Consider the following 13,093-nt stretch of genomic DNA (forward strand, 5'->3'; position numbering starts at 1 on the left):
TGATTGTTTGTTTCAAAACCCTAAGTTGAAACTTTTTTATTTATTATGCAAGCATAACATTTTAAATAAAAAATATCACTACGGAAAGACTGACGACTAAGCCTAAAATTGTTCCAGCAATGATTTGTGCAGGCGTATGGGCGTTGAGATGCAGTCTGGCAGACATCAGAAAACCAGCGATAAGAATGGCTACAAGTACAGGATAAAAAAGTGAAGCAAGGGCTAATTTGATTGCAATTCCCAATAATGCACCCACTGTTCCGCTAATACCAACGGCATGGGCTGAGATTTTCCAATACAAACTAATAAAAGCAACAGCAGAAATCGAAAAAGCAATACTGGTGAGAATTAATGAAACTTCTGGAAACTGACGAAGATTGAAAGTGAAAAATACCGCTACGAAAGTATAAATGGCTACGGAAACTAAATAAGGTACTCGTCGGTCGGCGAGGGTTTCCATTTTTAAATCACTAATAAATTTAAAACGATACAATGCGTAAATACAAAAAACAGGCAATACAAAAGTTTGTAGAAAAATAAGGAGTAACAAGCCCATTTTCAAGCTCATCATGCCTACTCTTGAAGTGGAATTGAAAAGTTCAAGATTTTGAATCGCCTCTGGAGCAATGTAAAAAAGAGTAGCAAAAATCAATGTTGGCATAAGCAAAGGATGCAAAGCCGCCGATAATATTTGAGCAAAACGAGTATTCAAGCGTTTTTGGGTTAAAATTGTTTTGTTGTAGCTTTTAAGCTTACAGCTTTGAGCTATGAGCTTTGAGCTTTTTATCTTTCTCAAAGCTCACAACTCAAAGCTCTCTAAAGCTGTTTCCTAAGCCGAGCCACAGGTATATTCAGTTGTTCACGGTATTTTGCTACCGTTCTTCTGGCAATATTATAGCCTCTTTCGTTCAAGAATTTCTCTAATTTATCATCAGAAAGTGGATTCTTTTTCGATTCATTATCAATCAATTCCTTCAAAATATTTTTTACTTCTCGGCTCGAAACATCTTCTCCCGAATCAGTAGAAATACCTTCTGAGAAAAAATACTTTAAAGGATACAAACCAAACTCTGTTTGGATAGATTTACTACTGGCTACTCTGGAAACAGTAGAAATATCCATTTCAATTTGCGTAGCTATATCTTTCAGAATCATGGGTTTAAGTTTTGTTTCATCACCCGTCAGAAAGAAATCGTACTGATAATCAAGAATGGCTTTCATGGTTCTCAACAAGGTATTTTGTCGTTGTTTGATAGCATCAATAAACCATTTGGCAGAATCTAATTTCTGTTTTATAAACGTAACCGTTTCTTTAATCTGTTTGTTATTTTTATCTCCCTTGTCATAAGTATCCAACATTTCGTGGAAAGAATGACTAATTTTTAATTCAGGAGCATTTTTGGAATTCAACGAAAGTTCTAATTTTCCATTATTATTCGTAAGAATATAATCAGGCATCAAGTACTGAATGATTCCTCCGTCCTCCTCCGCCGAACCGGGTTTTGGGTTCAGTTTCGTAATGAGTTTAATGGTTTGCTTGATAGTTTCGTCGTCGATATTGAGCCTTTTTTGAATCTTGTCGTAATGCTTTTTAGAAAATTCTTCAAAACTATCTTCAATAATCTTGATAGCAAATTGTACAATCGGGTCTGAAAGGTCTTTTCTGTCCAATTGTAAAAGTAAACATTCTTGTAAATCTCTTGCGGCAATTCCAGCAGGGTCGAAAGTTTGGATTTGTTTCAAAACCGCCTCCACTTCTTCTGAAGTAGTATAAACTCCTTGTGTAAAAGCTAAATCATTCACAACTGCCTGCAAAGGACGACGCATATAACCGTCTGATTCGATAGAGCCAATCAATTGTTTGCCAATGATTTCTTGATTTTCTTCCAACTTCAAAAAACCTAATTGAGAAATCAAGTGGTCGTTCAAAGTCGAAATCATTCCGATTGGCATTTCTTTGTCTTCGTCATCGCCGTTGCCATCGCCTTGCATTTTATAGCCGCTATAATCATCATTCAAGTACGACTCTATATCAAGGTCTCGGTCGTTATATTCTCCGAAATCTTCATCTCCGTAATCGTCATAGTCATCATCGTACTCATCTTTTTCTCTTACTTCAAAGTCTGTTCCTTCTTCCAAAGCAGGGTTTACCTCCAATTCTTCTTCGATACGAGCAGCCAGTTCAAAGGTAGGAATCTGCAACAGTTTTATAAACTGAATTTGTTGCGGAGATAACCTTTGCTGAAGACTTTGATTGAGAGTAAGTTTTTGCATAATTAAAAATGAAGATACTTAGAAATATAAAATTACTGATAAAGTAAGAAAATTTTAAATTTAGGCGAGCGATTCCGCTTCTCAACTATCTTGCCAAATTTATTGATTTTAATCTCAAATCCTTCAAAACCTTCGTAAAAATTTATAAGATTTTTTATGAATGACCATAATTAGGGAATAGTTCGCAGGATTTTCGCTGACAAATGGTTTTCTTTAAAATGATTTTTTTAGAAATATTTGTTCGACTAAAGAGCAATTTGAAGTATAAATTTTCTTAGAAAGTAGATTTCTGAAAAAAAAGATGCCTAACAACATTTAACATTGTGTGAAAAGTTTAATCCGATTCGGTAATTGTAAGAATTGTAAGTAATTTTGAAGTCTTGAATAAATTTAGCCAGTCTGAATTTACTTGTCGATAAACATTTGAAATCGAAAATCCGAAATTATAGCAATGCAAATCAAGCAAATTTTAGCCGAAGCCCTTGTTGGCGAAGAAATAACTGTAAAAGGTTGGGTAAGAACGAAACGTGTACAACCAAATGTAATTTTTATTAATATCAATGATGGTTCAGTAATTCATAATATTCAGGCAGTTGCAGAGCCGGGAGTAATTGATGAAGATACACTCAAATTAATTACTACGGGTTCGTGTGTTGCCATTACGGGTACGCTTATTGAATCAAAAGGTTCGGGACAAAGAGTAGAGGTTCAAGTGAAAACGGCTCAGGTGTATGGTACTGCCGACCCTGAGAAATATCCTTTGCAACCGAAAAAACACTCTTTGGAATTCTTACGTGAAATCGCTCACTTGCGTCCACGTACTAATACTTTTTCGGCAATTCTTCGTATTCGTCACTCGTTGGCTTATGCGATTCATAAATATTTCAACGACAACGGATTTTTCTATTTACATACGCCAATCATTACTGGTTCGGATGCCGAAGGTGCTGGTGAAATGTTTCGTGTAAGTACTTTAGACCCGAAAAATCCACCGTTGAACGAAGACGGTTCTATCAACTACAAAGAAGATTTCTTCGGAAAAGAAACGAATTTAACCGTTTCTGGACAATTAGAAGGTGAATTGGGAGCAATGGCTTTATCGAAAATTTATACTTTCGGGCCTACTTTCCGTGCAGAAAACTCAAACACGGCTCGCCACTTGGCGGAGTTCTGGATGATTGAGCCAGAAGTTGCTTTCTATGAATTAGAAGACAATATGCGTTTGGCAGAAGATTTTACTAAGTATGTAATCAACTATGCTTTAGAAAATTGTGCCGACGATTTAGCGTTCCTTGAAAATCGTTTGAAAGACGAAGAAAAAACGAAAAAAGCCGACGAACGTTCAGAATTAGCTTTGATTGAAAAATTGCGTTTTGTGGTTGATAACGAATACGTAAAATTAACTTATACAGAAGCGATTCAGATTTTGTTATCATCAAAACGCCACAAAGAGGGTAAATTCCAATATCCTGTGCAATGGGGCATTGATTTACAATCGGAACATGAGCGTTACTTGGTAGAAAAACATTTCAAAAAACCAGTGATTTTGACTAACTATCCAAAAGACATCAAAGCTTTCTACATGAAATTAGATGAGGATGGAAAGACTGTTCGTGCGATGGACGTATTATTCCCGGGCATTGGTGAAATCATCGGTGGTTCGCAGCGTGAAGATAATTACGAAAAATTATTACAACGTACTAAAGATGTGGGCATCCACGAAGATACGATTTGGTGGTATTTAGAAACTCGTCAGTTTGGTACAGCTCCACACTCTGGTTTCGGTATCGGTTTCGAGCGTTTGGTGATGTTTGTAACGGGTATGACTAACATCCGTGACGTAATTCCTTTCCCACGTACTCCAAAATCAGCGGAATTTTAAGTATTTGTGAGTGAGTGAATTAGTGATTGTTTTTATTAACATAACTAAAGTATTATTCGCTTACTCTACAAAAAAATGAGGTGATGAAAAGACTTTTTCATCACCTCATTTTTTTGTAAACAAATACCTATTTTTTCTTCTTTTTCAAATACCTATACACGCCCAAGCTAATAGTTGCTACTGCTAAAATCAGCAAAATGATTACTCCTTTTTGAATCCACTCCCAACGGTTGATGTGTTCCTCCTCCGTTACTACAAGCAATTGATTGGCTTTGACATTTGTTAATACTTGACGATAGCCACCTGTCCAATGCACAATTACTTCATCAATTTGCGTAGCACTGCCAATGCCAAAATGGGCATGACTGGCATTTTGTGATAAATGACTTGAGCCTCCACCATCAATTTCTCTAATTTGATGCTGTCCGTTCACCACAATTTCAACTTTAGAACCCAAACCATGTGATTCGGCTTGCGTACCTTTCAAGGCAATTTTGAGCCAATTGCCTTTTGCTCCGTCATTTCTGAATAAATGTGTTTCTGACTCCGTTGGATAGCCCGGTAAAACTGGTTTTTGGTTTACGACCAAAAGGTCTAAATCACCATCATTTTCTAAATCAAAAACGACAGAACCTCTGCCTATGCCGTAGTCGTTTAAGCCTATAAGTCCGCCTTTTTCTTCAAATTTCTTCCCTGTATTTTCAAAGTAAAAGTCACCAATTGGCGTACAATTGGGGTTTAAATCACCATTTGCCATGAACAAATCAAGGTCACCGTCGTGGTCGAAATCAGCAAAATTTGCTCCCCAAGTAATCGTAATGGTATTTACGCCCAATTCTAAAGACTTTTCTGAAAAAGGTTTTCCGACACCATTATTCACCATAAATTTATTAAAACGAATATTGGTGAAAAAATAGTCCATCAGACCGTCGTTGTTATAGTCGCCCACGGCTGTTCCCATCGAATTGATTTTCAAATCCATACCCGTTTGTGGGCCAATATCATTGAACCATTTAAAAGGAAATTGATTCTTCAAAAGTAAATTTGGTGTTTTTTTATAGCCAAAATCGTGATTTACTATCAAATCTTGGTCGCCATCGTTGTCAAAATCTGAGAAAACACCTCCAAAGCCAAAACCTTTGTGCGACAGTCCGTAATCTTTATAGACATTCTTGAATCCTTTTCCGCCTTGATTGAGCAACAAAAAGCCTTCGGCAATTTGGCTTGCACTTACAATTTGTGAATCGTTGATATTGATACTACTCAAATCACCCGGATAAGAAGTAAAGTAATTGCCTACATACAAATCTGGAAAACCATCGGCGTTGATGTCGCCAAAATTTGCTCCTGTACTGAAAGAATTTAATTCGCCCAAGCCATATTCTTTGGTCACATCTCTGAAAGTATTGTTTTTGTTATTCAGAAACAAAAGATTGATGGCCCGTGGAATGATATTTTTTGAGCCTTTTGAAGTAATGGTTGTGACGTACAAATCTACCCAACCATCTCGATTAACGTCGGCTGCCACTGCCCCTTGGGTCATGAATTTTTTGGTGAGTGCTAAACCCGATTTAGCATAAATATTTGTAAATGTACCGTTTCGGTTGTTCAAATAAAGTACATCGTCGGTCATGCCACCAGTTAGAAAAAGGTCGTCGAAACCATCATTATTGATGTCCAACACACAAGCACCGCCACCTAAAAAGCCTTCAAATACTTCATAGTGATGCTTGATACCAGCCTGTTGTGTAACGTCAGTAAAATGTTTTTGGGCTGAAATGGTAGCCAAAGGCAGTCCGCCAAAAACAATGAGAAGCCCATACTTTTGTAAAGTTTTAATCATAGTATAAATGGTTGGTTAGGTTAATTTTTATTGATGCCATTGCAAATGATTGATGTTTTTGGCTATTTCTTTACCTTTTGAAAGTCCAGCTTCGTTATCTTGTGGCGTATGAATTCCACCATAAAATCTCGACTTTGCCGTTTCTTCGGCCACTTGCCAAAAAGAAGTAAAATGTCGAGCTTTAAAATCGACTTTTCTGAGTTCATCGGGTTTTCGTCCAACGTGAGCGTTGTCCGTAAATTCAAATTTTTCTCCATATAAATCTGCCAAAATAGTAGCCGTAGTAGCCGCTTGTATAGCATGACCTGATGGAAAAGCGGGAAAAGGCGGGTCTGGCCAAAAAGATTCCCAATGTTTATCAATGTACTGTGGGATAAAAGTATTCGGACGCTCGGTAAAAAACTGATACTTCCATTTCCAGCAATTCGTAAAGGCATCTGCTACGCCCATGCCTACTTTGGCATAAGTTTCGGCACAAGTAATCAGAGAAGGTTTTCTTTTTTTAATGACCAAAGTTGCCAAATAATACGAATGTCCGGGAGGTGTAAAAGTTTCATCTGGGTCGTCGCCCCACCATATTGCGGCTTCTTTATTCGCTTGGCTGAGGGCTTTGTTTTGACGATAGACTGCCAAAAACTGTTGATAATAAGCTGATTGTGGCAAACTATCAAAAGGAATAGGACGTGGTGCTTCTACACGATGATTGATACTCAAAAAAGTTCTGTTCTCGCCCCAATGCGGATGTAATGGAAAATGACTAAACGATTGTCCGTAAAGTGGTGGTTTCCAAGCTCCAAGTCGATTTGGATGCACCATTTTTTTATCGAAGTTTTTCAAATAGCCTCGATGTCCGCCGTCTGTTTTCGACCAAGCAAAAATTTGTTGTGCCACTTGACGACCATATTTTTTTGACCTTGCAATAATACTGGTATCTTGAATTTCTACGATTCTCGACGCTTCGAGTACTTGTTCTAAAGAATCAATTTTTGCTTTGTTTTGGTCGGAAGTTTGTTGGTAAATGGAACGTAAAATTTCAGCTTGTGCGGCATTCAAAGATAAAATCCAATCGTATTTTACTCCTTTTTCGAGTAAAGGCAAAGACGACAAACTATCCAATTGTCCATTCATTGAAACATACTTTGGATTACTATGTACCACCGATTCGTACATGGTTAGTCCAATATAGCCCAAGCACCTTGAAGCATACGTAGGCGAATTGGCAGGAGTATTTTTGGTAATAAAAAGCGTCATTTCTGCCCAACGAGTGGCATAATCTTGCTCGTCCAGCTTTACAGTTTGCTTACAAGCAATACAAAAAAGAAGGGCAAAAAAAGTAATTTTTTTAGCCCTAAATAAGCATAATTGCTTCATTTAATCTTAGTTAAAAAGAGGTTTCGGTAATACAATTAGCGGAAATATAATCTGTTTTTTGTAATCATACAATGTAAACATTTGGGAGTTTCAATTGCAATGACCATAAAAACCGAGAATCTACCCTAAAAGGATAGATTCTCGGTAAAACTACTAAAAAAGAATATCCTAAATACAAAACTTATTGAGTAAATCCTGGGTTTTGTACAAGTTTTGGATTTCGTTTTACTTCATCACGGCTCAAAGCACGGTAGTACATCTTATCGTTCCACTGGCGAGTTTCGTTTGAAGTGTTATCTTCTACGGTATAAGTATAAGTATAACGATCCTTATCGTATTTATAAATAGATGGGGCAGTCTTTCCAGGTTTCAGCTTAGCTTCAACATTGATTGACTTAATACCTCTACCCACCGTAGTTTGTGGAATCATCCAGCGACGAGCATCATGGTAGCGATGTTCTTCATAAGATAATTCAATACGACGCTCATTGCGTAATCTTGCTTTCAAAGCAGCACCATTATCGTTGATAGCAGGCATACCCGAACGGAATCTGATTTTGTTAATCCAGTTTCTTGCTTCTGCTTCATCACCGGTTTCGATACAAGCTTCAGCATAACTCAACGCCATTTCTGTATAACGGATAAATGGCCAAGGAATCACCTGAGCAGACGATTGGTTATCAGCCAAAGCTGGGTTTGGATCAATAAACTTACGAGTATAATAGTGAGTACGGCTACCGTTCCAGTTTTCTACTGATGACTCACGAGTATCAATACCGTTGATTTTACCACCTTTTCCATCATCATAATAACCAGTTTGAATTTGGTTAGAAGGGTCAAGTGGAGCTACATCCGAAGGACGTGGTTTCCAAGGTGCTCCGTCATACAAAATAGAAGCATAGAAACGAGGGTCACGGTTCTCATAAGGAGCTGCTTTGTGAGCAGGGTTACTCCAATCAAATTTACTTCCGTCCATCATTTCATAATCATCCACAAGTTGTTGGATTGGCGTATTACCAGCCCAGTTGTGATAACCATTTGGTCCGTTGTTGATACCGTAGTGAATACCACCTAAAGGCCAGTTATCTTCTTGTGTGAAAAGAGCCGTATGAGTACGTTGGAAAATCAATTCAACAGCCGCAGCAGGGTCAGCCACAGCACTTTGTCCACCCATTGCGATAGCGTTGTAGTTGTTTTTACCTTCCTCAACCGATACTGGAGCTGTCAAGTTAAGTTTATAACCCGTAGTAGCATCCAACACCGCTTTAGCAGCAGCTTTTGCAGCAGCCCATCTTGTAGCACGCTCGCCCGAAGGATAAGCAACTAACTCGATGTTTGAGAAACTTGCCAACAAAGGTGATTTTGCTTTAGCAGTAGGGCCATCGTGCAAATCACTTGCAGCATTCAACAATACACGTGCTTTTAATGCCATTGCAGCAATTTTAGTAGCACGACCAGGCGTTGCAGGTTTACCTTCTAATAATTTTGACGCATTGTCGAGGTCACTGATGATAAACTTCACACATTCGTCATAAGTATTTCTGGCAATTGTGTAATCTTCATTCAAACCATACGATTTGCTAATCAAAGGTACACCACCATAATAACGCACTAATTGATGATAGTAATAAGCACGAAGGAAATAAGCCTCGCCCATTAATCTATCTTTCAAAGTAGCATCTGTAAAAGTTGATTTTGGTAAATTTTCTAAAGCTACGTTTGCTTCACGAATTGCCAAGTACATTCTGTCCCAACGGTAAGTATCACTTTGCCAACCAAGGTTACTTGGAGATTCAGAACCTTCGGTAAAAGTGTTGATGTTACGACCTGCGTGGGTAAACATTGCTTCATCGGTATAGGCCGCTAAAGCTTGTTCTTCAAAGCCACCGTATCCAAGGAACGAGTAAACATTAAAGATAAAAGCCTCAGACAATGCACCATCCGACCAAGTTGCAGCACTTGAAATTTTATCCAAGGGCTTTGTATTCAAAAAATCTTTGTCACAAGATAATGTAACGCCTATTAACGCTATAAATAAGCCGATTCTTAAAATTATTTTCTTCATATTCATTTTACGTTTTAAAAGGTTAGACTTAGACCTGTGTTAATCACACGAGATTGTGGATAATATACACCACTTTGTGAAGTTGCTTCTGGGTCGAAGATATTGTTTTTGTCAATCGTCAACAAGTTCAACGCATTCACATACACTCTTAAGCTTCCAAGTTTTAGTCTTTCTACGATATTGCTTGGAAGAGTATAACCAAGTTCAATATTTTTTAAACGAACGTAGTTTTTGCTAAACAAATAATAAGTGTTGTTACCATAGTTACCACCTGTAAAGTAAGTATCACCTCTACTTGCTAAACGAGGATGAACGCTACTTGGGTTATCAACAGACCATCTGTTGTCGTTGAAGTATTTCAAATAGTTACCGATGTCACCCGATTCTGTTTGGATACGGATTGAAGCACCTGTTGCTCCTTGGAACAAGATATTCAAATCGAAACCTTTGTAACGTAAATCGAACGTTGCACCAAAGTTGAAAGTTGGTGTAGCGTTTTGGTCTAATCTTACTTGGTCGTCAGCGTTGATTTTGCCATCTCCGTTTACATCTTTAAACTTCATATCACCAGGGATAAGTTTTGAAGTAACCGAAGTATAATCAAGTTTGTTTGCATCAATTTCAGCAACATCTTTGAATACGCCATCTGATTCATATACTAAATATCCACCAATTGGTTTACCTTCTTGTAACTGATAGCTTGGAGCTCCCGGAATTTCATCCATGAAGATTACTTTGTTTTTAGCATAACCACCATTCACCGCAGCTCTGATTGTCATGTCTTTGGTTGGTTTTGCATTATAACCCAAAGCAAACTCAAAACCTTTGTTTTCTACAATACCTGCGTTCACTGGAGGCAACAAAGCGTTGATACCTGATGAAGCTGGCGTTGAACCAGTCTTTTGAATCAAAATCTGGTCTCTTTTATTATAGAAATATTCAAAAGTTAAATCAACACGATTGTTCAAGAATGTTCCGTCTAAACCTACGTTGTAGTTGTTAGCTCTTTCCCAAGTAAAGTTAGGGTTAGCTAATACTGTTTCTTGTAAAGTTGTTACCACTTGGTTGTTGATTGGATATTGTCCGAAACCAAATGTTGACAAATAAGCGTACTCTTGTAATGCACCATTATAGAACACTTGGTCGTTACCCATTTGTCCATAAGAAGCACGAAGTTTCAAATTGTCGATACCTTTTACTTTGAAGAAATCTTCGTTAGAAATATTCCAACCTAACAATAAACCAGGGAAGAAACCAAAGCGATGCGATTCAGGGAAGATATATGAACCGTCATAACGCCAGATGTATTCTAATAAGTATTTCTCTTTATAGTTGTACTGCACACGACCATAATAACCTAAACGAGCTCTTTCATAAGCACTACCACCAGTGTTTTGCTGTAATGAACCACCCGCAAACAATTGGTCAACGGCTGATGAAATAAAGTTACGTCTGTAAGCAAAGAAACCTTCACCTGTGAATGTCTCACGAGTAACACCCGCTAATACGCTAAGGTTGTGGTCTTTACCAAATTTAGTATCATAGTTCAACATTGCCGTAAGGTTGGTATTCAATGTTGTACTGTACGATTGGCTCAAGCGTGGGTCTTTGAAGTTTGAACGAATTGCACCTACTAATAATGGTGTTACGCCGTCTGCTTCATACGTTTTCTTGTCCCACGAATACAAAGTCCAAGGCGTTTGCCAAACTTTGTTTGTACCTGAGTTTTTATCAATTGCACCTGATAAAGTCAATTTCAAACCATCTACCCATGGATTAGTAATTACTACCGAACCATTTGATTGCACATAGTCAACTGGGTTATCAATATAACCTGTTGCGTTAGTAGTAATTACATAAGGGTTCTGACCATTCTCAATATCTGGGCCTGGTAAACCGTTTGGCCAAACTTCTGGCTCAGTCGGACGACCACGCATTAACATACGGAAAATAGAACCAGCACTTTCAGTAGGGAATCTACGAAGTTCTCTACGAACCATGATACCCAAGTTTGTGCTGATGTACTTACTTACTTTAGCATCTAAATTTGTACGGAAGTTGTACTGATGATAGCTTGTTGCTGAGTTTTTGTAAAACGCATCTTGTGACACATAACCTAAAGATGCCATATATCTGAGTGATTCTGTACCACCTGATAATTGCAAGTTGTGACGAGTTTGTGGAGACCAAGTTTTGAAGGCATCTTTAAACCAGTCAGTGTTTGGATAACGCCAAGGGTCTGAACCATCAGCATATTTTTGTACTGCTTCTGGGCTATAATTAGCATTTACAGTTGCACCGCCTGGTGATTTGTATGAACCAGTTGACTGAATACTTGACCAAGCTGTACCCCATTCTGAAGCTGGAATGTTTTTATAAATACCAATTTCGTTCATGATTTTAGCGTACTCAACTGCATTTGCCATTGATGGAAGACGAGTTGGTTGAGCCATCCCTACGTTCATATCATAAGTAATGGTTGGTTTTCCAGTTTTACCTCTTTTGGTAGTTACAAGAATAGCACCATTCGCCGCACGAGCACCATAAATTGCCGCCGAAGCATCTTTCAATACTGAAATTGATTCAATATCTCTTGGGCTTAAACGACCCAAACCACCGTCACGGTCAGGAATACCGTCGATAACTACCAATGGGCTACTATTTCCTAAAGTGTTTGTACCACGGATAGAGATAGAAGCACCGTCATAACCTGGCTCACCACTGGTTTGGATTACCACCAAACCCGGCAAACGACCCGCAAGCGAGTTAGAAATATCAACTGCTGGAGATTTAAGGATTTTGTCGCCTTGTACAGCCACAACAGCACCCGTTACAGTTACTTTCTTTTGTGTACCATAACCCACAACTACTACTTCATCAAGTGATTTCACATCAGAAGCAAGGGTTACATCAACCGTTGAACGGTTTTCTACGGCTACTTCTTTAGTGATAAAACCTACTGACGAAATAATAAGGGTTGCATTTTTAGGAGCATTTACAGAATAAAAACCGTTTGCATCCGAAGTAGCCCCAGTACTGGTGCCTTTCACTAATATATTCGTCCCGGGTATTCCCTGTCCTTTATCATCGGTTACTTTACCTTTGACTTTCTGGGCGAATGTAGTAGCCATTGAAGTAATCATAAACATCAAAGCAAAAAAGAAAATTCTTTTACTTTGATGTTTCAACAGATAAAAAATTGTCATAATTTATTGCGTTATAGAGTTAACATAAAATTGGGAAAGATTGAATTTTTACTGGGAATTATCCAGTCATGAACAGACAGACCGTGTTGATTTTCATAGATTAGGTAGCGATAAAGTATGACAGTGATGCCATCATGAACAAGCGTTGTAAAGTTTAAGTAAAATTGGAATTTTTTAGTAGTTCCAGTCGCAATTTGCATTTATTGTATAAATAATACAATATCAAATTGTACTATTTACTTTTATAAAAATCAAGTTTATCACTTTTTATAGATTTTAACACAATATTTTATAAAATTTCTCTGTGCAAATGTTTGCACAAAGTCAATATTTTTTATAAATTTTTCATCTACACATTTGTGTATATCTATTCACGAATAGGCGTTAAAGCCCACAAACGGAGAAAACACCTTTTATCTAAATTTTCAAAGAAAAAATGCGATTCGGTTTCT

7 protein-coding genes are annotated in these 13,093 nt (G+C 37.8%); 1 reads left to right on the forward strand and 6 read right to left on the reverse strand.

Annotated elements, in window-relative coordinates; genetic code table 11:
- Positions 1-61: 61 nt before the first annotated feature.
- Together VB248_RS16865 and rpoN are read right to left on the reverse strand one after the other, a co-directional pair.
- Positions 62-712: a hypothetical protein gene (locus tag VB248_RS16865; protein WP_323297981.1), complete on the reverse strand. Its 651-nt coding sequence runs from the start codon at positions 710-712 to the stop codon at positions 62-64.
- Positions 713-816: 104 nt separating this feature from the next.
- Positions 817-2,274 (reverse strand): RNA polymerase factor sigma-54, encoded by a 1,458-nt coding sequence (rpoN, locus tag VB248_RS16870; RefSeq protein WP_323297982.1) that lies wholly within the window; start codon positions 2,272-2,274, stop codon positions 817-819.
- Positions 2,275-2,725: 451 nt separating this feature from the next.
- Here rpoN and asnS point away from each other — a divergent pair, with 451 nt between their 5' ends.
- Positions 2,726-4,156: an asparagine--tRNA ligase gene (asnS, locus tag VB248_RS16875; protein ID WP_323297983.1), complete on the forward strand. Its 1,431-nt coding sequence runs from the start codon at positions 2,726-2,728 to the stop codon at positions 4,154-4,156.
- A gap of 127 nt (positions 4,157-4,283) precedes the next feature.
- Here asnS and VB248_RS16880 read toward each other — a convergent pair whose 3' ends face one another.
- The 4 genes from VB248_RS16880 to VB248_RS16895 all read right to left on the reverse strand — a co-directional run bounded on the left by VB248_RS16880 (position 4,284) and on the right by VB248_RS16895 (position 12,641).
- The gene (locus VB248_RS16880; protein ID WP_323297984.1) at positions 4,284-5,999 is read right to left on the reverse strand and encodes a CRTAC1 family protein; all 1,716 of its coding nucleotides are present in this window, start codon (positions 5,997-5,999) and stop codon (positions 4,284-4,286) included.
- A gap of 27 nt (positions 6,000-6,026) precedes the next feature.
- Complete coding sequence (locus tag VB248_RS16885) at positions 6,027-7,370, reverse strand: vanadium-dependent haloperoxidase (RefSeq protein WP_323297985.1); 1,344 nt, start codon at positions 7,368-7,370, stop codon at positions 6,027-6,029.
- A 181-nt stretch (positions 7,371-7,551) separates the two neighbouring features.
- Positions 7,552-9,435 (reverse strand): RagB/SusD family nutrient uptake outer membrane protein, encoded by a 1,884-nt coding sequence (locus tag VB248_RS16890; RefSeq protein ID WP_323297986.1) that lies wholly within the window; start codon positions 9,433-9,435, stop codon positions 7,552-7,554.
- A 14-nt stretch (positions 9,436-9,449) separates the two neighbouring features.
- On the reverse strand, positions 9,450-12,641 hold the full coding sequence (locus VB248_RS16895) for a SusC/RagA family TonB-linked outer membrane protein (RefSeq protein WP_323297987.1): 3,192 nt from the start codon (positions 12,639-12,641) through the stop codon (positions 9,450-9,452).
- Positions 12,642-13,093: the final 452 nt, after the last annotated feature.

The sequence above is a fragment of the Arcicella rigui genome (assembly GCF_034929435.1).
Taxonomy (GTDB): Bacteria; Bacteroidota; Bacteroidia; order Cytophagales; family Spirosomataceae; genus Arcicella; species Arcicella rigui.